Source organism: Streptomyces sp. XY006, from assembly GCF_002237655.1.
Taxonomy (GTDB): Bacteria; Actinomycetota; Actinomycetes; order Streptomycetales; family Streptomycetaceae; genus Streptomyces; species Streptomyces levis.
The window spans coordinates 117,725-138,359 of sequence record NZ_NOKT01000018.1; the positions used below are offsets into that span (position 1 = coordinate 117,725).

The 20,635-nt window shown below is 72.7% G+C and carries 18 protein-coding genes; 8 read left to right on the forward strand and 10 right to left on the reverse strand.

Annotated features, from left to right (window positions below; translation table 11 throughout):
* The first annotated feature begins 12 nt into the window (after nucleotides 1-12).
* The gene (locus CHR28_RS21860) at nucleotides 13-783 is read left to right on the forward strand and encodes a DUF72 domain-containing protein (protein ID WP_094055373.1); all 771 of its coding nucleotides are present in this window, start codon (nucleotides 13-15) and stop codon (nucleotides 781-783) included.
* A 224-nt stretch (nucleotides 784-1,007) separates the two neighbouring features.
* Here CHR28_RS21860 and CHR28_RS21865 read toward each other — a convergent pair whose 3' ends face one another.
* Nucleotides 1,008-1,376, reverse strand: a complete 369-nt coding sequence (locus CHR28_RS21865) for a GntR family transcriptional regulator (protein WP_094055374.1) — start codon at nucleotides 1,374-1,376, stop codon at nucleotides 1,008-1,010.
* A gap of 72 nt (nucleotides 1,377-1,448) precedes the next feature.
* Between CHR28_RS21865 and CHR28_RS21870 the strand changes: the two genes are divergently transcribed.
* Nucleotides 1,449-2,375 (forward strand): GNAT family N-acetyltransferase, encoded by a 927-nt coding sequence (locus CHR28_RS21870; protein WP_094055375.1) that lies wholly within the window; start codon nucleotides 1,449-1,451, stop codon nucleotides 2,373-2,375.
* Complete coding sequence (locus CHR28_RS21875; RefSeq protein ID WP_094055376.1) at nucleotides 2,356-2,856, forward strand: DUF402 domain-containing protein; 501 nt, start codon at nucleotides 2,356-2,358, stop codon at nucleotides 2,854-2,856. Before CHR28_RS21870 ends, CHR28_RS21875 begins: the two co-directional genes overlap by 20 nt.
* Before the next feature lie 92 nt (nucleotides 2,857-2,948).
* Here the strand turns inward: CHR28_RS21875 and CHR28_RS21880 are convergent, their stop codons facing one another.
* Nucleotides 2,949-3,578: a class I SAM-dependent methyltransferase gene (locus CHR28_RS21880; protein ID WP_094055377.1), complete on the reverse strand. Its 630-nt coding sequence runs from the start codon at nucleotides 3,576-3,578 to the stop codon at nucleotides 2,949-2,951.
* A 138-nt stretch (nucleotides 3,579-3,716) separates the two neighbouring features.
* On the opposite strand from CHR28_RS21880, the gene CHR28_RS21885 reads away from it, so the two are divergent.
* Nucleotides 3,717-3,854: a hypothetical protein gene (locus tag CHR28_RS21885; RefSeq protein WP_094055378.1), complete on the forward strand. Its 138-nt coding sequence runs from the start codon at nucleotides 3,717-3,719 to the stop codon at nucleotides 3,852-3,854.
* A 25-nt stretch (nucleotides 3,855-3,879) separates the two neighbouring features.
* On the opposite strand, the gene CHR28_RS21890 is transcribed toward CHR28_RS21885, so the two are convergent.
* The gene (locus CHR28_RS21890) at nucleotides 3,880-4,329 is read right to left on the reverse strand and encodes a GNAT family N-acetyltransferase (RefSeq protein WP_094055379.1); all 450 of its coding nucleotides are present in this window, start codon (nucleotides 4,327-4,329) and stop codon (nucleotides 3,880-3,882) included.
* Between the two features lie 181 nt (nucleotides 4,330-4,510).
* On the opposite strand from CHR28_RS21890, the gene CHR28_RS21895 reads away from it, so the two are divergent.
* The gene (locus CHR28_RS21895; RefSeq protein WP_094055380.1) at nucleotides 4,511-5,548 is read left to right on the forward strand and encodes a lytic polysaccharide monooxygenase auxiliary activity family 9 protein; all 1,038 of its coding nucleotides are present in this window, start codon (nucleotides 4,511-4,513) and stop codon (nucleotides 5,546-5,548) included.
* Nucleotides 5,549-5,614: 66 nt separating this feature from the next.
* Here the strand turns inward: CHR28_RS21895 and CHR28_RS21900 are convergent, their stop codons facing one another.
* Nucleotides 5,615-6,475, reverse strand: a complete 861-nt coding sequence (locus tag CHR28_RS21900) for an esterase/lipase family protein (RefSeq protein ID WP_094055381.1) — start codon at nucleotides 6,473-6,475, stop codon at nucleotides 5,615-5,617.
* A 419-nt stretch (nucleotides 6,476-6,894) separates the two neighbouring features.
* Between CHR28_RS21900 and CHR28_RS21905 the strand changes: the two genes are divergently transcribed.
* Nucleotides 6,895-8,871, forward strand: coding sequence for an FAD/NAD(P)-binding protein (locus CHR28_RS21905; RefSeq protein ID WP_094055382.1), 1,977 nt, complete (start codon nucleotides 6,895-6,897; stop codon nucleotides 8,869-8,871).
* Nucleotides 8,868-10,304, forward strand: a complete 1,437-nt coding sequence (pcaB, locus tag CHR28_RS21910; protein WP_256984328.1) for a 3-carboxy-cis,cis-muconate cycloisomerase — start codon at nucleotides 8,868-8,870, stop codon at nucleotides 10,302-10,304. Before CHR28_RS21905 ends, pcaB begins: the two co-directional genes overlap by 4 nt.
* Before the next feature lie 39 nt (nucleotides 10,305-10,343).
* Here pcaB and CHR28_RS21915 read toward each other — a convergent pair whose 3' ends face one another.
* Both CHR28_RS21915 and CHR28_RS21920 read right to left on the reverse strand, forming a co-directional pair.
* A complete protein-coding gene (locus tag CHR28_RS21915) occupies nucleotides 10,344-11,327 on the reverse strand; it encodes a DNA polymerase Y family protein (RefSeq protein WP_094055383.1) in 984 nt (327 codons plus the stop codon).
* Nucleotides 11,324-14,818 carry a DNA polymerase III subunit alpha gene (locus CHR28_RS21920; protein WP_094055436.1) on the reverse strand — a complete coding sequence of 1,165 codons (3,495 nt, stop codon included), beginning with the start codon at nucleotides 14,816-14,818 and terminating at the stop codon, nucleotides 11,324-11,326. Before CHR28_RS21920 ends, CHR28_RS21915 begins: the two co-directional genes overlap by 4 nt.
* 152 nt (nucleotides 14,819-14,970) lie before the next feature.
* Here CHR28_RS21920 and CHR28_RS21925 point away from each other — a divergent pair, with 152 nt between their 5' ends.
* Nucleotides 14,971-15,975 (forward strand): DUF3533 domain-containing protein, encoded by a 1,005-nt coding sequence (locus CHR28_RS21925; protein ID WP_094055384.1) that lies wholly within the window; start codon nucleotides 14,971-14,973, stop codon nucleotides 15,973-15,975.
* Nucleotides 15,976-16,039: 64 nt separating this feature from the next.
* Here the strand turns inward: CHR28_RS21925 and CHR28_RS21930 are convergent, their stop codons facing one another.
* The 4 genes from CHR28_RS21930 to CHR28_RS21945 all read right to left on the reverse strand — a co-directional run bounded on the left by CHR28_RS21930 (nucleotide 16,040) and on the right by CHR28_RS21945 (nucleotide 20,590).
* Nucleotides 16,040-17,122 (reverse strand): S1 family peptidase, encoded by a 1,083-nt coding sequence (locus tag CHR28_RS21930; RefSeq protein ID WP_094055385.1) that lies wholly within the window; start codon nucleotides 17,120-17,122, stop codon nucleotides 16,040-16,042.
* Nucleotides 17,123-17,469: 347 nt separating this feature from the next.
* Complete coding sequence (locus CHR28_RS21935; RefSeq protein WP_094055386.1) at nucleotides 17,470-18,375, reverse strand: S1 family peptidase; 906 nt, start codon at nucleotides 18,373-18,375, stop codon at nucleotides 17,470-17,472.
* Between the two features lie 212 nt (nucleotides 18,376-18,587).
* Nucleotides 18,588-19,352 (reverse strand): DUF1684 domain-containing protein, encoded by a 765-nt coding sequence (locus CHR28_RS21940; protein ID WP_256984329.1) that lies wholly within the window; start codon nucleotides 19,350-19,352, stop codon nucleotides 18,588-18,590.
* Nucleotides 19,319-20,590 carry a DUF5685 family protein gene (locus CHR28_RS21945; protein WP_179272521.1) on the reverse strand — a complete coding sequence of 424 codons (1,272 nt, stop codon included), beginning with the start codon at nucleotides 20,588-20,590 and terminating at the stop codon, nucleotides 19,319-19,321. Before CHR28_RS21945 ends, CHR28_RS21940 begins: the two co-directional genes overlap by 34 nt.
* Nucleotides 20,591-20,635: the final 45 nt, after the last annotated feature.

The window sequence follows — 20,635 nt, forward strand, 5'->3', positions numbered from 1 at the left end:
TTTCATGGGGCTATGACCCTGTTCGTCGGCACGTCCGGATGGCAGTACAAGGACTGGCGGGACGTCCTCTACCCGTCCGGGCTGCCGATGCGGCTCTGGCTGGAGGAGTACGCGGGGCACTTCGCCACCGTCGAGATCAACAACGCCTTCTACCGGCTGCCGTCCCGGGAGACCTTCGAGGGCTGGCGCGGCCGGGTGCCGCCGGACTTCGTCGTGGCGGTCAAGGCGAGCCGCTATCTGACCCACATCAAGCGGCTCAAGGAGCCCGAGGAGCCGGTGCACCGGCTGATGTCCCACGCGGAGGGCCTCGGCGACCGCCTCGGCCCGGTCCTCCTGCAGCTCCCGCCCAACCTGCGCGCCGACCCCGGTCTGCTCGACGTCTGCCTGGCCTGCTTCCCTGCCTCGACGCGGGTCGCGGTCGAGCCCCGCCACGACTCCTGGTGGACGCCTGAGGTCCGCGCGGTCCTGGAGTCCCGGCGCGCCGCCCTGTGCTGGGCCGACGTCCTGGCCCGCCCGGCGACGCCGCTGTGGCGCACGGCCGACTGGGGCTACGTCCGCTTCCACCAGGGCCGCGCCCAGCCGTGGCCCCGCTACGGCCGCCGCTCCCTGGCCACCTGGCTCGACCGCATCGACACGACCTGGCACGAGGGCGAGGACGTCTACGCGTACTTCAACAACGACCCGGGCGGCGCGGCCGTGGCGGACGCGATGGCGTTCGCGCGGGCGGGAAGGTCGGCGGGCCTGGAGATCACCCGCACGCCGGAGCACCTGGTCCCCACGTGACAGACACCGGTCACCCCGACCCGCCGGGACGCACCTGAGCGCGTCGCCCGCGTCCCGCCAGGGCGTTTCAGAGCACACCTGAACACGTCGCCCGCGTCCCGCCAGGGCGTTTCAGAGCGCACCTGAACGCGTCGCCCGCGTCCCGCCGGGGCGCACCTGAGCGCACCTGAACACGTCGCCCCCGTCCCGCCGGGGCGTCCCCGAGCACTCCTGAGCGCGTTGCCCTATCCCCCGTAAGCCGCCCGCAGGGCGTCCCGTACCGCGGCGAGGGCCGCGTCCTCGCCCTGTCCCAGGCGGCGGGCCCGCTCGACGTACGCCTGGGCGGCGGCCGCCAGCTCCCGCTCCGCCGCCGCACCGGCGGCGGCCACGAACGTGCCGTTGCGGCCCCGCGTCTCGATCACCCCGTCCGCCTCCAGCGCGCGGTACGCCTTCGCCACCGTGTTCGCCGCGAGGCCCAGCGACTCGGCCAGCCCGCGCACGGTCGGCAGCCGGTACCCCACCGGCAGTTCGCCCGACCGTGCCTGCTCGGAGATCCGCGCCCGCACCTGCTCGTACGGCGGGGCGCTGTCGTCGATGTCGATCTTCAAGGTCACAGGGCCGATTGTCCCGCACGGGACGGAAAATGAGAGGCACCCGGGGCCTGCCCCCACGTAGCGTGCGCCTCCATGACCGTGATCGTGCGCGACCTGCGACCCGATGTCCGAGCCGACGCCGAGGGGTTCTCCACCACCCGCCGCCTCGCCCTCCCCTACATGCTCTCCACGCCCGAGTCCGTGGTGCACACCCTGACCCACGCCCACCCGGACGCCCACTTCACCCAGCTCGTCGCCGAGGAGGACGGGGAGATCATCGGCACGGCCCAGGTCGGTGTCGCCCACGAGAGCACGGAACCCGGCCAGGGTTCCGCCAACATCTACGTGCGTCCCGACCGCAGGCACCGCGGCGCCGGTTCGCTCCTGCTGCGCACCGCCGAGGAACGCCTCGCCGCGCTGGGCGTCACCAAGCTGTTCGCCTGGGTGCTGGACGAGCCGGAGAACCGCGCCTTCGCCGAACGGCGCGGCTTCCGGGCCAGCCGGTCGGCCTACTTCCTCCGCCTGGACCTGACGGCCGGCGGCCTGCCGCCCCGCCAGGACCCGCCGCCCGGCGTGGAGCTGCGCACCGCCGCCGACTTCGCGGACGACCCGCGCCCGCTGTTCGAGCTGGACGCGGAGGTGGTGGGCGACGAACCCGGCGACATCGACGTCGAGTTCACCGACTACGAGGCGTGGCTGGCGGAGAACTGGAGGCACCCGCTGCTCAACCGCGACCTGACCGTGGTCGCCGTCGTCGACGGCCGGCCGGCCGCCTTCAGCGTGGCCCACACCGACGGCACCCGCTACGGCACGGCCATGACCGGCACCGCCCGGGAGTTCCGCGGCCGGGGCCTGGCCAAGCTCGCCAAGAACGACTCCCTGCACCGGGCGCGCGCCGCGGGGTACACGGAGGCGTTCACCGGCAACGACACGGGCAACGAGCCGATGATCGCCATCAACAAGTGGTTCGGCTACGAGGTCGCTGCGACGGAGGTGCGCCATGTCCGCGAACTCGGCTGACCGTCCCGCCCGGCTGGACGTCGTGCTCGTCAAGGCGGGCCGCACGAAGATCCGTTACACGGGTGAGCTCCTGGCGGACGACGGCAACCGGATCGCCGTCCGTGCCCCGTGGGCGGGCTCCGGGGTCCGCGACTTCGGCTTCGTCCGCTTCGAGCCGGGGGACGTCTTCACCGAGTACTACTGGCGCGACCGCTGGTACGCGGTCAAAGAGGTCCGCTCCGCCGCGGGCACGCTGAAGGGCTGGTACTGCGACGTGACGCGGCCGGCCCTGCGCTCCGGTGCCGAGCTGGTCGTGGAAGACCTCGACCTGGACCTGTGGCGCTCGGCCGACGGCACGGACGTACGGCGGCTGGACGAGGACGAGTTCGCGGCGAGCGGCCTCGCCGAGGCGGACCCCGAGGCGGCCCGGGCCGCCCTGGCCGCGCTCGACGAGCTGGAGGCCCTGGCCCGCGACGGCGGCTTCACCACGCTGCCGGCCTGACCGCGGCTCACCGCGCCGGCGGCGAGCGTCCCGCGTCCGCCCCTCAAGGCACCGGCGCGACGAGCACCCCGCGACCGCCGGCGGGGCACCGGTCAGGGCGCCGGCGCGACCACCGCGTACCGCTCGTCCGTCACCTCGCCGCCCCACAGCAGCGCGTCGCCCGACAGCCGCTCCACGCGCACCCGTCCGGCGATCGGGGCGAGGAGGCCGGTGAGCCGCTCGGCCGGTATGCCCACCGGATCCACGCTCCCCCACACGCCCTCGACCAGCACCAGCCGCCCGCCCGGCCGCAGCAGCCCGTACCAGTGGCGCAGGACGCGGGCCGGGTCGGGCAGGGTCCACAGGACATGCCGGACCAGCACGGCGTCGAAGCGCTGCTCACCGACCGGCGGTGCCGCCGCGTCACCGATGAGGAACACCGCGTCACGGCCGGCCAGTTTCTCCCGGGCGAGGCGCACCATCGCCGGGGAGAGGTCCACGCCCGTCACCCGGTGTCCCTGCTCGGCGGCGAGCAGTGACAGGCTGCCCGTGCCGCAGCCGACGTCGAGGACGTCACCCGGGCGCCGGGGCAGCCAGTCGCGCAGCCGCTCCGCCCAGGCGCCGCGCACCGCCGGGTCGCGCAGCCCGTGGTCCGGCTCCTCGTCGAAGACGGCGGCCTGCGCGTCCCAGTCCACGGCGCCGCCGGTGTCCGCCGAGGTCATGCCGTCACTGTCGTTCGTCATGGGCCCAAGAGTGACACCCGCCACTGACACTCGATTCGTGACTGCGGCCACAGACAGACCGGGAGCGATGAGGAACTCTCCCCCGAAAGGTCTACCTCCGTGAGAACGCGGAACCCGGGAGACCCGAAGGAGGCAGCCATGCGCCGTGTGACCGTGCAGAAGCCCCTGAAGAGGACCGACCTCCGCCGGATCCGCGAGGAGGCCGACCACCAGCGCCCCGCCGGGCGCCCTGAGGTCCGCAAGGACGTCGCGCGCACCTGGTGGCCGGACGGCTGACCGGCCGGCGCCGTCATGAGACGTGTCAGAGCAGTCGCTTGCGGTAGTGGATACGGTCGTAGGGACCGTCGGCGCGGCGCTCCACCGGCTCGTAGCCGAATTTCGGGTAGAGCCGCTGGTTCTCCCACATCAGCGCGTTCGTACAGAGCCTGACCTCGGGCAGGCCCAGCGCACGCGCGCGTGCGTCCACGAAACGCAGCAGCCGCCGCCCCACTCCCCTGCCGTGCGCGGTGGGGTGGACGGCGATGGTGTCGAGGAAGAGGTGGTCCTCGCGCGCCTCGACGACCACGAGACCGAGCACCGGATCCCCGGTCACGAACACCCTGCCCGCGGCCACGTTCGCCGCGTGGTCCTCCCGCATGGGCTGCGGCACTTGGCCGATGCGCTCGATGTAGGGGCGGAAGGCCGCGTCGATCACCTCCGCGACGGCCGGTACGTCGGCGGCGCCGGCCGGCCGGATCTCCTCGTCTGCCATGCCGTGACGGTACCTACCTGATGCCAGTCTGAGCACTCCCTTAACGCGACCATAAGGATCTCCTCCACCCGCCCCCAGCAGGCGATTTCCCGCTCCTCGGGGGCTAGCTTCGGAGCACCCCACGGGATTCGGCCCGTTCGGGCCCGGTCCAGATCCACGCACCGTTTCGAGGAGTTCCCGCATGCCCGCACGCCGCACGGCAGCCAGCGTCGCCACCCTCGGCGCCCTCCCGCTCGCCCTCACCGCGCTGTCCGCCGGCCCGGCGGCCGCGCACGGTTCGATGGGCGACCCGGTCAGCCGGGTCTCGCAGTGCTACGCCGAGGGCCCCGAGAGCCCGAAGTCGGCCGCCTGCAAGGCGGCGGTGGCGGCGGGCGGCACCCAGGCCCTCTACGACTGGAACGGCATCCGCATCGGCGACGCGGGCGGACGCCACCAGCAGCTCATACCGGACGGCAAGCTGTGCAGCGCGAACAACGAGCAGTTCAAGGGGCTCGACCTGGCCCGCGCCGACTGGCCCGCGACCACCGTCAAGAGCGGCGCGCACACCTTCAAGTACCGGGTGACGGCCCCTCACAAGGGCACCTTCAAGGTGTACATCACCAAGTCCGGGTACGACCCGGCGAAGCCGCTCGCCTGGGGCGACCTGGATCTGCAGAACCCGGTGGCGACGTCCACCGACCCGGCGGCCACGGGCGGTTTCTACACCTTCTCCGGCAGCCTGCCCGAGCGCTCCGGCAAGCACGTGCTGTACGCGGTCTGGCAGCGCTCGGACAGCCCTGAGGCGTTCTACTCCTGCTCCGACGTCAGCTTCGGCGGCGGTGCAGCGGCCGGTGACGGCGCGGCGGCCGGTGACGGCGGGTCCGCCGGCGGTGGCGCCGCTCCGGCTCCGTCCGCCTCCGCCCCCTCCGAGGAGCAGATCGAGCAGGGCAACGACAAGTCGACGATCGAGCACGGCGGACACGGCGACGACGACCCCAGCACCTCGGCGGAGCCCGCCGCGGCCCCGCGGGACACCACCGAGGACGAGCCGAAGGCGGCCGCCGCCGCCCCGAACGAGCCGAAGGCCGCCGGTGCCACCGCGGGCCTCGCCGAGACGGGCGGTGACGGCAGCACCCCGTACGTCGCGATCGGCGGCGCGGCCGCGCTGGCGCTCGGTGCGTCGGCCCTGTTCCTGTCGGCCCGGCGCCGGGCGGTGAGCGGCGGCCGGCACGGCCGCTGACCCGGGACTCGGGGCCTGTCCGGCGGCTCAGGCCGGACAGGCCCCGAAACGTTTCCCTGACACGTGTCACTCGAATGCCGAGGCGCAGGTGGTGGGCGTGGCACGGCCCGGGTCGAGGGCGTTGGCCACCTCGTGGAAGGCGATCCGGTCGAACAGCCCGACGGCCACGTGCTCGGACAGGTCCAGCGGGCACAGGTCCTGCAGCAGGACGTTGCGCACGTCCGGCCCGCTCAGGTACTGGCTGCGCCACGGTGTGACGACCTCGTCGTACTTGGTGGCGATGACGGTGTAGCGCACACCGGGGACGGTGTCGCCGCCGGCGTTGAGCTTCGTGAGGAAGCCGGAGCCGGCGACCTGGTCGGCGAGGGCGGGCGTGTTCTTCGAGAGCAGGTCGGCGGCGCCCGGGAAGTAGGGCAGCAGGTGGGTGAAGCCGTTGAGGTCGGTGCCGTGGTTGCTGGGCGCGATGCCGACGAGGGCGTTCACCTTGGCGGCCCCGCCGAGGAAGCGCAGGTACCAGCGGGGCATCATGCCGCCCTGTGAGTGGCCGACGAGGTCGGTCTCGGCGGCGCCGGTCGCGGCGAGCACCCGGTCGACGAAGTCCCTCAGCTGCGCGGCCGACTTCTCGACGGGCCCGAGGCCGTGGAAGAAGGGGACGCCTTCCAGCTGCCCGTAGTCGAGGGAGAAGACGCAGTAGCCGCGGACCTTGAGGTAGGGGGCGAGGCCCAGCCAGTTGTCGACGGAGTTGCCGAGGGTGCCGTGGACCAGGACGACGGGGCGGGGGTGGGCGGCGGACGGCTTGCAGGAATAGTCGTTCCAGCCGGAGCTCGAAGCGCCGGCGGCCTGGGCGGTGGTGGCGGGGACGGTGACGGCCGCGGCGGTCAGCAGCAGCGCGGCCAGGGGTCTGAGCACTCGTTTCCAGGGCAGCATCGGGTGATCTCCTTGCGGCTCAAGGGAGGTGCGACGGCACGATGCCCTGTGATCCGGATCACGGGATGCTGTTCACTCGTCAAGTTACGGGCGAGTAGTCAAACTGGGAAGTTACGCGTCAGTAAAAACACGCGCGGTGACCACCGGCACCGCCCGGCACCCCTCATCAGGAGGGCAGCGCCTCGCCACCCGGGTGCGCCCCACCCGCGGCGGGCCGGCTCGTCGCCCGCTCGGCCATGTCGCCGAAGCAAGGCGATGAACCTGACGAACTGGACGCGGATCGGTTGCCGCCGACAGTTCGGCATCACGATGCTTTTGGCTATTCCCCGGCACCGGGCTTCCCGTTCCCCATGCTCGCTTGTCGAATGCGGCAGCCTTGCCCTTTCAGCACGGACACCCACCCGGAAGGGATTCCTTGCATGCACGGCAACTTCGAGGTGTGCATTGTCGGCGCCGGCCCGCGCGGGCTTTCGGTGCTGGAGCGGCTCCTGGCCAACGAGCGCAATTCACCGACGCATTCGGCCGTGACCGTGCATGTGGTGGATCCGGCTGCCCCGGGTGCGGGTGCCGTATGGCGCCCCGAGCAGTCCCAGCACCTGCTGATGAACACGGTGGCTTCGCAGATCACGGTCTTCACCGACGACAGCACGCACATCGACGGGCCCATCGAGCCGGGTCCCACCCTGTACGAGTGGGCCACATCCGTCGCGCTGCTGGGCGACCCGGCCGAGTTCGGCGCGGAGGTCATGGAAGAGGCACGCAGGCTGGGACCCGACTCCTACCCGACGCGCGCCTTCTACGGCCACTATCTCAGCGGCTGCTTCGAGCGGATCGTGGCCTCGGCCCCGCCCCATGTCACGGTACGGGTGCACCGTTCCCGCGCGGTGGCCGCCGCCGACACCCATGGCGTGCCCGGTGGACCGCAGGGTGTGCGGCTGCAGGACGGCACCCGGCTGGACACACTGGACGCGATCGTGCTGGCCCAGGGGCACCTCCCGGCGCGGCTGTCGGCGCGTGAAGCGCGTACGGCGAGCCTGTCCCGCATCCACCACCTGACCTACATCACCCCCGCCAACCCCGCCGACCTGGACCTCAGCGGCATCAAGGCGGGCGAGAACGTGCTGCTGCGAGGGCTGGGGCTGAACTTCTTCGATCACATGGCGTTGTTCACGGTGGGTCGCGGCGGCCGATTCGTACGAGACGGGGAGCGGTTGGTGTACCGGCCCTCGGGCCACGAGCCGCGTCTGTTCGCGTTCTCCCGTCGCGGCGTGCCCTACCACGCGCGCGGCGAGAACGAGAAGGGCGCCACCGGCCGCTATTTCCCCCGCGTATTGACCGCGCAGTACATCGCCGGTCTACGGGAACGCGCTGCAGCCGGACAGCCCGTCAACTTCACGACCGATCTGTGGCCGTTGATCTCGCTCGAGGTGCGAAGCGTTTACTACAGCACGTTGTTGGCCTCGCGCGGAGACGCCGACTCGCGGGAGGAATTCACCCGGGCGTTCCTCACCGCGGAGGACGAACGGGAGCGGCTGGAACTGCTGGACGAGTACGGTATCCCGACCGATCAGCGCTGGGATTGGGAACGGCTGTCGCGGCCGTACGGTGAGCGCGAGTTCACCGACCGGCAGGATTTCTCCGACTGGTTGCTGGATTACCTGCGACGCGATGTCGCCGAGGCCCGGCGCGGCAATGTCAGCGGTCCTCTGAAAGCCGCCCTGGACGTGTTGCGGGACCTGCGCAACGAGATCCGTCTCGCCGTCGACCACGGAGGTCTGGAGGGGAACTCCCACCGAGACGACCTCGAGGGCTGGTACACGCCGCTGAACGCGTTCCTGTCGATCGGGCCGCCCGCGTCCCGCATCGAGGAGATGATCGCGCTCATCGAAGCGGGTGTGCTGACCGTGACGGGTCCGGGCACTCAGGTGCGGATCGACACCACCGCCCAGCTGTACGTGGCGCACTCGACGGCTGTGCCCGGTGAACCGGTGCGTGCGCGCGTCCTGATAGAGGCGCGGCTGCCCGAGCCCGATCTGCGCCGCACCGAGGACCCCCTGCTGAAGCACCTGCTGGACACGGACCAGGCGGCGCCGTACCGGATCACGACGACCGACGGTACCGGCTACGTGACGGGAGGGCTCGCGGTCACCGAACGGCCCTACCGGCTGCTGGACGGGCGAGGCCGCCCTCACCCTCGCCGGTTCGCGTACGGCGTGCCGACGGAAGCGGTGCACTGGGTGACGGCAGCAGGCATCCGGCCCGGGGTGGACTCGGTGACGCTCGGCGACTCCGACGCGATCGCCCGGGCCGTCCTCGCCCTGCCGCAGGTGGCCCATGTGCCGGCGGAGGTCCGTCGGGTGGACGCCGACGGGGAGCTGTCCGGGGTGATCGTGTGACCCTCGTGCAGGCGACTGTGGCCACCGCGACGCATCTGACGGATGCCGGCCTGCTCGCACCGGTGCGCGCGGGTACCCGGGTGGAGGCCGTCACCAGTGACCGGGCCTGGGTACAGGCCATGCTGGATGCGGAAGCGGCGCTCGCCCGCGCACAGGCGACGGTGGGCACGCTCCCTGCTTCGGCCGCCGAGGTGATCACGCGAGTGGCTCACGCCGGCCGGCTCGACGTCAGAGCCCTCGCGCTGGCGGCGCGGGAGACGGCCAACCCGGTGGTCGGCCTGGTGCAGGCGTTCACCGCAGTCGTCGCGGCCGAGGACTCCGAGGCAGCCGAGTACGTGCACCGGGGCTCGACCAGCCAGGACGTGCTCGACACCGGCACGATGCTCGTCGCGAGGAAGACGCTCGATCTGATCCGCGCCGATCTGCGGCGTACGGCCGATGCGCTGACCAGGCTGGCGTCGGCTCACCGGCACACTCCAGCCGTCGCGCGCACCCTGGCGCTGCACGCCGTACCGACCACGTTCGGGCTGCGCGCCGCCGGCTGGCGGGAGCTGGTGCTGGACGCAGAGGAGCGCGTCGCCCGCGTACAGCGCAGCCTCCCTGTCTCCCTGGGCGGAGCAGCGGGCACGCTGGCTGGATACCTGGAGTACGCGGCACTCGCCGAGGGCGGCACCCTGGCCGACCCGGACGGCTACGTGACGCGGCTCGTGGACGCCTATGCCGGCGAGACGGGACTGGCCAGGCCGGCGCTGCCCTGGCACGCGCTGCGCACACCCGTGGCCGACCTGGCCGCCGCACTGGCCTTCACCGCCGGGGCGCTCGGCAAGATCGCCGTGGACGTCCAGGCGTTGACCCGTACCGAGGTGGGTGAGGTCACCGAACCCACCGTGGCCGGACGCGGTGCCTCTTCGGCCATGCCCCACAAGCGCAACCCCGTGCTCGCGACGCTCGTCCGCAGTGCCGCGCTGCAAGTGCCCGCTCTGTCGGCGGCACTGGCACAGTGCCTGGTCACCGAGGACGAACGGTCCGCCGGGGTGTGGCACGCGGAGTGGCCACTGCTCCGGGACTGTCTGCGACTGACCGGCGGCGCCGCACAAACGGCTGCGGAACTGGTCGAAGGGCTGGAGGTGCGGCCGGACCGCATGCGCGCCAACCTGGACATGACGGACAGTCAGGTGGTGTCCGAGCGGCTGGTCGCCCACTTGGCACCGGCCTTGGGCAAAGCCCCTGCCAAAGCGCTGCTGACGCGCGCGGCGCAGGAGGCGCAGACCACGCGGCAGCCCTTGGCCACGGTACTCGCCGACATGCCGGAGGTACCCCGTTCGCTCGCGGACCGGCTGGTCGCGCTGTGCGACCCGGCCGACTACACGGGCGCTGCGGCGGTGCTGGTGGAGCAGGCCCTGCGGCGTGATCCGAACGGCAGCCTGCGGTAGTGCCGGCCGCAGACCGCCCGGAACCCGACCGAGGCGCTGTCACGCCGCCAGGCCGCCCAGCCCCCCGGGCATCACCGCCCGCGGCCCGAACTTCGCCCGCGCGCGGTCCGCGACCTCCTCGATACGGCGGACCTTCTCGTCCACCGGGTCGAAGGTCAGCTGGTGGGAGGACTGGTCCGCGGGGTCGAGCCCCTCGGCGCGCAGGGCGATCGCCCGGACCCGGGCCCGTTGCAGCCCGAGCGCCTCGTACAGGCCGTACGCGGCCCTGGTCAGAGCCGGGGAGTGCGCGGTCGGTTCGGTCAGGGTGCGGCTGCGCGTGGTGGCGCTGCGGTCGGCGTAGCGCACGGTCAGGGTGAGCGTGCGGCAGACCTTCTCCAGGGCGCGCAGCCGGGCGCCGATCTCCTCGGCGGCCGACAGCAGCGCGCGGCGGTGCCGGTCCGGGTCCAGTTCGTCGCGCCCGAAGGGGCGTTCCGCGGCCAGGGACCGGGAGACGGCGTTCGGCACGACCCGGCCGCGGTCGACGCCGCTCGCCTTCTCGCGCAGCTCACGGCCCGCCTTCGCGCCGATCAGCCGCTGGAGCGTGGACAGCGGTGCGGCGGCGACCCGGCCGAGGGTGTCGAGGCCGTAGTCGGTCAGGGTGCGCGAGGTCGCGGCGCCCACGCCGGGCAGCGCGGTGACGGGCTGGGCCGCGAGGAACTCCGCGACGGCGTCCGGCTCCGCGGGCACCGCGCACGTCACTCCGGGCGCGGCGTGGCGCAGCGCCACCCGGGCCAGCATCGGTCCGGGCCCCGCGCCGATCACGCAGTCCACGCCGTACAGGGCGAGCGCGCGCACCCGGATCACCGAGGCCAGTTCGACGGCGTCCCGCCCGAAGTACCGCTCGGCGCCCCGCAGGTCGGCCAGCGCCCCGTCCGGTGGCAGGGCCTGGACGACGGGGGTGAACTCCTCCAGCATCCCGAGCAGCCGGGGCAGATCGGCCTCGCTCGTCGCAGGCGGCTGGAAACGTACGCAGAGGATGGTCATCCCGCACTCCCCGGACTCTGGTGCCACAACTTCCTTCCCACCGCGGGCCCTTCACCCGCGGGGCGCAGATCGGCCCAGGGGTGCATCTCGTACCCCGTGGGCATGCGGATCTTCCGCCGCTCCATCGCGTCCACGGCCGCGGAACCCGCCGGCGCGGGCGTGCCCTCCGACCCGGCGAGCCGCCGGCGCGCCGCCCCCTCGCCGTCGTCACCGGTGTCTCCGGCGCCGTCGGGTTGCCCGGTCCCGGCCAGCCGGGCCGCGACCCCCTCCAGACCTTCCTCCCGGCGCACGTCGAGCAGGTCCGCGAGGTTCCAGACGGCGGAGCCGACCACGCTGAAGCTGCGCGGGCCGCGGCGCTGCACCACCCCGCGCACCAGCAGCAGCCAGGAGTGGAAGACGGTGTGGGCGCAGGCGTCGTGGGAGTCGTCGAAGAAGGCGAGGTCGACCAGGCCCGTGCCGTCGTCCAGGGTGGAGAAGATGACCCGCCTGCCGGACCGGATCGGCGGCGTCTGGGTGGCCGCCTTGGCGCCCGCGACCAGCACCGTCTCCCCGTGCCGGGCCTCGCGCAGCCGGCGCGCCGACACCACGCCCAGCTCGTCGAGGAACTGCCGGTGGTCGTCCATCAGATGGCGCGAGGCGTCCATGGACAGCACCCCCAGCTCGGCGCTGAGCCGCTCCGAGGAGGTGAGGTCGGGCAGTCCGGCCGGGGCCGTCTTCCGCCCGCCGGCCAACGGCAGCTGGCCACCGCCCCCGCCCCGCGCGCCCCGGTGCAGTTCGGTCAGATGCAGTTGCAGGTCCCGGCGGTTGGCACCGAACGCGTCCAGCGCGCCCACCTGTGCGAGCCGCTGGGCCAGCGGGCGGCTGGGCCGGCCCCGCTCCCAGAAGTCGACGAGCGAGGCGTACGGCTGCCCTGCGGCGATCCGCGCCGCCTCGGCCTCGCTGATGCCGTGCACATCGGAGAGCGCCAGCCGCAGACCCCACTTACCGGACACCAGTTCGATACGGTGTGCGACGCCCGACTTGTTCACGTCCAACGGCAGCACGGGCACCCCGCGCCGCCGCGCGTCCGCCAGCAGCAGCCGCTTCGGGTACATCCCGGGGTCGTGCGTGAGCAGGCCCGCGTAGAAGGCCGCGGGGTGATGCGCCTTCAGCCACGCCGACTGGTACGTCGGTACGGCGAAGGCGACCGCGTGCGCCTTGCAGAAGCCGTACGACCCGAAGGCCTCGACGATCTCCCAGGTCCGCTGAATCGTTTCCGCGTCGTAGCCGTTCGCCGCCGCGTGCTGGGCGAACCACACCTTGATCCGCCCCTGCGACTCGGGGTCGGACAGCCCGCGCCGCACCCGGTCGGCCTCGCCGCGCCCGCAGCCGGTCATGATGTCGACGATGTCGATGATCTGCTCGTGGAAGACGACGACCCCGTACGTCTCCTTCAGCGGCCCTTCCAGATCCGGGTGCGGATAGCGGATGGGCGCCCGCCCGTGCCGGGCCTCGATGAACGGCCGCACCATGTCGGCGGCGACCGGCCCGGGCCGGAACAGCGAGATGTCGACGACCAGGTCGTGGAAGGTGTCCGGCTGCAGCCGCCCGACCAGGTCCCGCTGCCCGGGCGACTCGATCTGGAAGCAGCCGAGCGTCTCGGTGGACCGGATCAGCCGGTAGGTCTCCGCGTCCCCCGCGGGCAGGGCGTCCAGGTCGACCCGCTCCCCCGTGGCCCGCTCCACTTCCCCCACCGCGTGCGCCATGGCCGACTGCATCCGCACGCCCAGCACGTCCAGCTTCAGCAGCCCGAGGTCCTCGACGTCGTCCTTGTCGAACTGCGACATCGGGAAGCCCTCGCCGCTGGTCGGCATGACCGGCGTACGCGCGAGCAGGGAGGCGTCGGACAGCAGCACCCCGCACGGGTGCATGGCGACCCCGCGCGGCAGGGCGTCCAGCGCCTCGACCAGCTCCCACAGCCTGCCGTACTTCGCCTTCTCGCCCGCCAGCGCGCGCAGCTCGGGCAGTTCCTCCAGCGCGGCCCGGGCGTCGCGCGCCCTGATGTGCGGAAAGGACTTGGCGACCCGGTCGATCTCGGCCGGGTCCATGGACAGGGCGGCCCCCACGTCCCGGATCGCGTGCCGTACGCGGTACGTCTCCGGCATCGCGACCGTGGCGACCCGCTCGGCACCGAACCGGTCGATGATCCTGCGGTAGACCTCCAGCCGGCGCGCGGACTCCACGTCGATGTCGATGTCGGGCAGCACGACCCGCTCCTTGGACAGGAACCGCTCCATCAGCAGCCGGTGCTCGACGGGGTCGGCGTGCGCGATGCCGAGCAGGTGGTTGACCAGCGACCCGGCCCCGGACCCCCGGGCGGCCACCCGGATGCCCATCTCCCGGACGTCGTCGACCACCTGGGCGACGGTGAGGAAGTAGGAGGCGAACCCGTGGTGGGCGATGATGTCCAGCTCGTGGTGCATCCGCTCCCAGTACTCCCGCCGCCGGTCGTACCCGCGCAGCACCATGCCCGCAGCGGCCCGTGAGGCCAGGGCCCGCTGGGCGGTGCGGCGCCCGGCGCCGACCAGATGCGGCTCGGGGAAGCGGACCGTGCCGATCCCGAGATCGTCCTCGGGGTCGACCAGGCACGCGGCGGCGGTGGCCGCGGTCTGCTCCAGCAGCCGGTGCGCGAGCTCCCGCCGGAACCCGGCGGCCTCCACGATCCGCTCGGCCGCGTGCGCCATGGACCCCGGGTCCTTGAGCCAGGCCTCACCGGAGTCCAGCTCCTTGGTGGGGTCGATGGGCACCAGGCGCCGGGCGGCGTCCAGGACGTCGGCGACCGGCCCCAGCCCGGGGTCGGCGTACCGCACGGCATTGGTGAGCACGGGCCGGACGCCCTGCTCGGCGGCGAAGCCGACGGTACGGGCGGCCAGCCGCAGCGATCCGGGGCCCGTCCCGTTCCGGCCGTGCCAGACGGCCTCCAGCCGCAGGTCGTCGCCGTAGACCTCCCGCCAGGGCGCCAGCAGCCGGGCCGCCCGGTCGGGACGTCCCGCGGCCAGGGCGCGCCCCACGTCGGAGTCGGGCCCGAGCAGCACGGTCAGCCCCTCGGCACGGTTGCGCTCCCAGGGCAGCAGGGGCGTCGCCCCCTCCCCCTCGTGCGCCGCCGAGACCAGCCGGCACAGCGCGGCCCATCCCCGGGCACCGTCCCGGGCGAGGAAGACCGCGCGGGGAGCCGACTCGTCGACGAAGGCACCTCCCCGCACCGGGGTCCGGCGCCGCTCCTGCTTCCCGGCCCCGAGTCCGACCGCCAGATCCGCCCCGAACAGCGGACGGATCCCGTGCCTGGCACAAGCCTTGGCGAACCGGACCGCACCGGCGACCGTGTCGCGGTCGGTGAGGGCCAGGGCCTCCATGCCCCGTTCGGAGGCACGCTCGGCCAGCCGCTCCGGGTGCGAGGCTCCATGGCGCAACGAGAATCCGGAGACGGTGTGCAGATGCGTGAACCCCGGCACACGCACCTCCCGCACTCGTGAGCGACCTGCTCTCGAACATCTGTTCCCAGCTACCTCACCCCCACCATACCCTCATCCTCGAATGTATGTGCGACATCCGTTCGGCCCCGCCCCACCTGCGGAAACACCCGGTCACGCCCGACCGTGGAGGAATGCCCCACCGCTCGTTCCGCGCCGAGGTGACCGACGCCGTCACCCCCCGGGCCACCCTGCTCATCCTCGGCGTGGTCGCGCTCCAGCTCCTCTTCATCGCCTCCTACGTCGGAGCGCTGCACGACCCGAGACCCAAGGACGTGCCCTTCGGCGTGGTGGCCCCCGGGGCGGCGGCCCAGCAGACGACGACCCGCCTGGAACGGCTCCCCGGCACCCCCCTGGACCCCCGCGCCCTGCCGGACGAGGCGACGGCCCGGCAGCGGATCCGCGAGCGCGACATCGACGCCGCCCTGATCGTCGACCCGTCCGGCACCACCGACACGCTCCTGGTCGCCTCCGGCGGCGGCCGGGTCCTGTCCACCACGCTGACGGCCCTCGTCACGGACCTGGAGAAGTCCGAGCGGCGCACCCTGCGCACCGTCGACGTGGTCCCCTCCGCGCCCCACGACCCCAACGGCCTGTCGTCCTTCTACCTGGTGATCGGCTGGTGCGTGGGCGGCTACCTGGGCGCCGCGGCCCTGGCCGTCAGCGCCGGCGCCAAGCCCTCCGATCCCGCCCGCGCCGCCATCCGCCTGGCGGTGACGGCCCTGATCGCGGTCGTGGGCGGCCTCGGCGGAGCCCTCATCGCGGGCCCGGTCCTCGACGCCCTCCCCGGCGGCACGGCCGCCCTCTGGGGCCTGGGCGCCTTGATCATCTTCGCCGTGGGCGCGGCCACACTCGCCCTGCAGGGCCTCTTCGGCACGATCGGCATCGGCCTGGTCATCCTGCTGGTGGTGATCCTCGGCAACCCGAGCGCGGGCGGCGCCCTGCCCCCGCCCCTCCTCCCCCCGTTCTGGAAGGCGATCGGCCCGGCCCTGCCCCCGGGCGCCGGCACCTGGTCGACCCGCTCGATCGCCTACTTCGACCACCACGCGATGACCGGCCCCCTCCTGATCCTGGCGGCCTGGGCGGTGATCGGCACGGCCGTCACGATGGCGGCGGCGACGCGCCGCAGAACGCCGTGACCCGAGCCCCGCACACGAAAGCCCCGCCCCCCACGAGAAGGGGGCGGGGCTCAGCAGCGCGCGATCAGCCGATCTGCGTCCCCGTGGCGGACAGCGCCTCGGTCACCGGCTGGAAGAACGTCTCCCCGCCGGAGGTGCAGTCGCCGCTGCCACCGGAGGTGAGCCCGATCGCCTTGTCACCCGAGAACAGCGACCCGCCGCTGTCCCCCGGCTCCGCGCACACGTCGGTCTGGATCAGCCCGTTCACGATGTCGCCGTTGCCGTAGTTCACGGTGGCGTCCAGGCCCGTGACCTTCCCGTCGTGCACCTGCGTGGTCGATCCGCTCCGGGTGACCTGCATGCCGACGGTCGCCTCCGCTGCGCCGGAGATCTTCTGGCTGGACCCGTCGTAGAGGTTCACCTCGCTCGGGTGGGCCACGTCCGCGGTGTACTTGACCAGCCCGTAGTCGTTGCCCGGGAAGCTGGAGTCCGCGTTGGTCCCGATCTGGTTGCCGCTGGAGTCGGACCAGGTGGAGATGCCCTCGGTGCAGTGCCCGGCGGTCAGGAAGAACGGCTCGCCGCCCTTGACCACGTTGAAGCCCAGCGAGCAGCGGCCGCTGCCCCCGGTGATCGCGTCGCCGCCGGCGATGAAGGGCTTGTACTCCCCCTGGGTCCGCTTCAGTTCGGCCTTCGCCCCGAGTCCGTCCACGACCTTCGTCAGCGTCGCCCACTCGGCCTTGGAGACCGTGCGGTCGGCGGTCACCACGACCTTGTTCGTCGTCGGGTCGGTCACCCAGGACGTGCCGGGGATCGTCGCGTCCTGCTTCAGCGTGCTGCGGGCGCTCTTGAGTTCGGCGAGGGAGTTCGCCACGACTCTCGCCTTGGCGCCGGCCTTCTCGACGGCCTGCGCGGCGGCCTCGTCGAGCACGTTCACCACGAGCGTCCTGCTCTTGGTGTCGTAGTACGTCCCGGCCGAGTCGGCGCCCAGGTCCTCCGCCAGCGACGAGGCGAGCTTTCCGGCCGCCGTGAGGGACAGCGCGCGCGGTGCGGACGCCTCAGGGGTCTCACTGGCGTTCGCGGTCTGGAACGTCACTCCCGCGGCGACGAGTGCGGCGATGCCCGCACCGGCCACGGCTGCCCGCCGCCTGGGTATGCGTCGGTGCTTCAACTTCTGTCCTCCTGTGGGGGGTCGGCCCGGGAGGTTGTGGGGACCTCGCCGGACCGGAAGGCTTCGTTGACGAGCGCCCACTATTCCGACGACAACGGGGAGCACACAAGGGTGAGTTCGAGACGCGCGTAGACAGCGCTGCGCACGCCCCCTCACCTTGACCGTCCATGGTCAAATCGGACCCAATCAACTCCCGTCCCCACTGCAAATATTACGCGTGAGTAATATGTGCACACTCTGTGAGGTCTACACCTGGCTGATTTTCGCCCCTGCCGTATCGCGGAAAAGCCCCCGCGCGCCGAAGCGCACGGGGGCCCAGGATGCTGCGAACTGCGAGCCGAACCGGCCTAGTAGACGCTGACGCCGTAGGCGCTCAGGGCCTCGGTGACCGGCTGGAAGAACGTCGTGCCGCCGGAGGAGCAGTTGCCGCTGCCGCCGGAGGTCAGACCGTACGCGGTGCCGTTGCTGCCGTAGAGCGGACCGCCGGAGTCACCGGGCTCGGCGCAGACCGTGGTCTGGATCAGGCCGGAGACGATGTCGCCGCCGCCGTAGTTGACGGTGGCGTTGAGAGCGGTGACCCGGCCGCTGTGCGTACCGGTCGTGGAGCCGTCGCGGATGACGGTGGTGCCCACACTCGGCGTGGCCGCGCGCGTGATGTCCACGCCGTTGGCGGTGCCGGGCCGGCTGACGGAGCCGCTGTAGCGGACGATGCCGTAGTCGTTGCCCGGGAAGCTGGAGCCGGTCGTCGAGCCGATGACCGTGGTGCGGCCGGAGTTGGAGTACCAGGTACCCGCGCCGTCCGTGCAGTGGCCTGCGGTCAGGAAGAACTGCTGACCGCTGCTGTTCTGGACGTTGAAGCCGAGGGAGCAGCGCCAGCTGCTCGCGTAGATGGCGTCGCCGCCCTGGATCAGCTTGTTGAACTTGCCGGGCGTGCGCTTGATCGTGAGCGCGTCGGCGTTGCCGCCGGCCTGCTGCTTGATCTTCGCGATCTCGGCCTGGCTGACCGTGCTGTCGACCGTGACGAGCACGCGGTTGGTCTTGCTGTCGACGGCCCAGGCGGTGCCCGGGATGTCGGCCTTCAGTATGGAGCCGCTGGCGCTCTTGAGCTCGGCGGCGCTGAAGGTGCTGGGGGTGTCGGACGCGTTCGCGCTGGGGATCGCGATCGCGGCAGCGGCGACGAGGCCGGTGGAAACGGCGATCAGCCGGGTCCGTCTCGAAATACCGCTACGGGGGGTAGTGCGCTTGATCCTCACTTTTCGTTCCTCCACAAAGGAAGTCGGGGGCCCTCGTGGGGTTGTGGGCCCGTGAGGCGCAGTCCGGGACCGGCTGTCCGGATTCCGAACACACCGTGTCCCTGACAAGCGCTGAGGGGGAGTATTCGGCCGAACGGCCGGTCGGCGCAAGGGTGCCTTTCGGCCGTCAACCTTTGAACGATCTTTGCGTTCAGCCCCTCGGAACCCACCCGTCACTCAAGTGTGCGCTCCCCCGCGGCAATTGCGACATCCAGGGCGTTCCCCGGCGGCGGGAACGGGCAGAAGAAGTGATCGGCGAAGGCGCACGGCGGCAGCAGCGCGCGGTTGAAATCGACCGTCGTGCGCCCCTCGGCGTCCGGTGCGCCGGGCTTGAGGAACCGGAAGCGGTAACTGCCGTTCCCGCTGGTGGCATCGGCGAACACGGCCCACAGCAACCCGTCCTGCCGGACCGTCACCTGAAGGCTCAGCTCCCGGCCGCCCAGCTCGAAGGAGAGCTCCCCGCCGAGCCCGAGCCCCCGCTCCCGCCCGTCGGCGTTCGGCACCCGAACGGTGCGGTCGCCGGTGCCGTAGGGCGTGAAGCGCCCCGGCACCGCCCAGCGAGGGTCGTACGGCGTGGCGCGCAGACCGCGGAACGCCCGGCGCGCGGGGGACTGCGGGTCGTAGTCCCGCACGCCCCACACCCCCTCGCGCACCAGCACCACCAGCCGTCGCGCCCCGTACGCCACGCGCGCCCGGTCGGCCGGCCCCGGGTCGGCCGTGAGCCGCACCTCGCCGCCGAACGGCCGTTCGTCCACCGTGAGGCCGTCCGTTTCGGCGGCGATCAGCACGACTCCGTCACCGTCGGTCCGCCACACCCCCGGGATGTCCGGAAGTCGACCGTCCGGATAGTCGGAAATCCAGTGCGTCCCGACGAGGGCGAGCGGCCCTGCCCTACGGGACGGGGTCAGCAGCCGTCGCAGGGGCAGCAGCAGTCGCACCCGTCGCAGTCGCAGTCCCGGCAGCAGCCCTCACGCTTCTTCCGGGACCACGGCCCCTCGTACTCCTTGGCGCAGCACAGCTTGCAGGTGCAGCACAGCAGCCAGAACATCCCGCAGCCGGCCCAGAACCCGCGCCGCGGCGGCCGGGACGCCGGTGCCCCCTCCCCGAAACCGCCCCCGCCGAAGCCACCGCCCCCGCCGTACGCTCCTCCCCCGCCGGCGTACGGGTTCCCGCCGCCGCCCGCGTACGGATGCTGCGGGGAGCCGTACGCCCCCTGCTGCCCGTACGGTCCCTGCTGTCCATAGGGCCCTTGCTGTCCGTGGGTTCCCTGGGGCGGCTGCTGTCCGTACGGCCCGGCGCCCTGGTGCGAGGCGCACACCGGCACCGTGCCGAACGCCCGGTCCACCGAACGCCGCAGCTCGTGCACGAGCAGCAGGTGCACCAGCTTCGCGTCGGCGAACTCGACGTCGCGCAGGGCGAGCCGCACCCCGTGGACCGCGTCCTCGGCGAGCCGCCGGACCTCCGTCAGGGGCGTGCCCGTCGCGGCGATCGGGTTCCACGCGCCGGACGCGGCGTCGGCGTGCAGATCCTCCACGGCGTCCAGGAGATGGGCCAGGCGCCCGAAGAGACGGCCGGCCTCGGCGAGCGGCCCGGCGTTGTGCGGCCGGCCGGCGAGGACGGCCGTGTGCGCGAAGGCGGCGGCGGTCGCGGTCTCGGTCGGCTCGGTGACCGTCAGCAGCGGCGTCCCGGGCCCGGCGAGCGCCTCGATGCCGCCCTGCCGGTCCACGGCGTCGACCAGGACGGCCGTGTCGAACCCGACGGCGGAGCCGGAGCGCGCCCCGGCGCGGTCCCAGCCCGCCGCGACCCGGCGCGCGGCGCGCGCGACCGGCGCGCGGGCCAGCAGCCCGTCACCGTCGACGACGTGGTCGCGCACCTTGGCGGAGGCCAGCACCAGGGAGACGGCCGCGGCGAGCCGCGCGCCCTCGCCGTGCGCGACGGAGGCGGTGCGCATCCCGCGCAGCGGGCACGGTCCGGCGGTGCGACGCCCGGCGCCGGGCAGCTCGGCCTGAGCCTCCGTCAAAACCGATAGGAGAAGCCCGTCGTAGTTCGTCACGATGCGCGCGAACTGTCCGTGATCTCCGCGCAGTGCGAGACACAGTCCGCACAAATGCGCCATCCACTGACTGGTGAGATTCTCCCCGAGACGGTGTCTGCAGGGCCTGACGATTCCGAACACGGCGCTCCCCCGAGCCTCGTTGCGACGCTGAGCTGCCGCATCGTA

Excerpts from the sequence above, each read along its gene's own strand:
- CHR28_RS21860 (WP_094055373.1), top strand. The coding sequence starts at position 13 with ATGACCCTGTTCGTCGGCACGTCCGGATGGCAGTACAAGGACTGGCGG.
- CHR28_RS21870 (WP_094055375.1), top strand. The coding sequence starts at position 1,449 with ATGACCGTGATCGTGCGCGACCTGCGACCCGATGTCCGAGCCGACGCC.
- CHR28_RS21875 (WP_094055376.1), top strand. The coding sequence starts at position 2,356 with ATGTCCGCGAACTCGGCTGACCGTCCCGCCCGGCTGGACGTCGTGCTC.
- CHR28_RS21880 (WP_094055377.1), bottom strand. The coding sequence starts at position 3,578 with ATGACGAACGACAGTGACGGCATGACCTCGGCGGACACCGGCGGCGCC.
- CHR28_RS21885 (WP_094055378.1), top strand. The coding sequence starts at position 3,717 with ATGCGCCGTGTGACCGTGCAGAAGCCCCTGAAGAGGACCGACCTCCGC.
- CHR28_RS21890 (WP_094055379.1), bottom strand. The coding sequence starts at position 4,329 with ATGGCAGACGAGGAGATCCGGCCGGCCGGCGCCGCCGACGTACCGGCC.
- CHR28_RS21895 (WP_094055380.1), top strand. The coding sequence starts at position 4,511 with ATGCCCGCACGCCGCACGGCAGCCAGCGTCGCCACCCTCGGCGCCCTC.
- CHR28_RS21900 (WP_094055381.1), bottom strand. The coding sequence starts at position 6,475 with ATGCTGCCCTGGAAACGAGTGCTCAGACCCCTGGCCGCGCTGCTGCTG.
- CHR28_RS21905 (WP_094055382.1), top strand. The coding sequence starts at position 6,895 with ATGCACGGCAACTTCGAGGTGTGCATTGTCGGCGCCGGCCCGCGCGGG.
- CHR28_RS21915 (WP_094055383.1), bottom strand. The coding sequence starts at position 11,327 with ATGACCATCCTCTGCGTACGTTTCCAGCCGCCTGCGACGAGCGAGGCC.
- CHR28_RS21925 (WP_094055384.1), top strand. The coding sequence starts at position 14,971 with ATGCCCCACCGCTCGTTCCGCGCCGAGGTGACCGACGCCGTCACCCCC.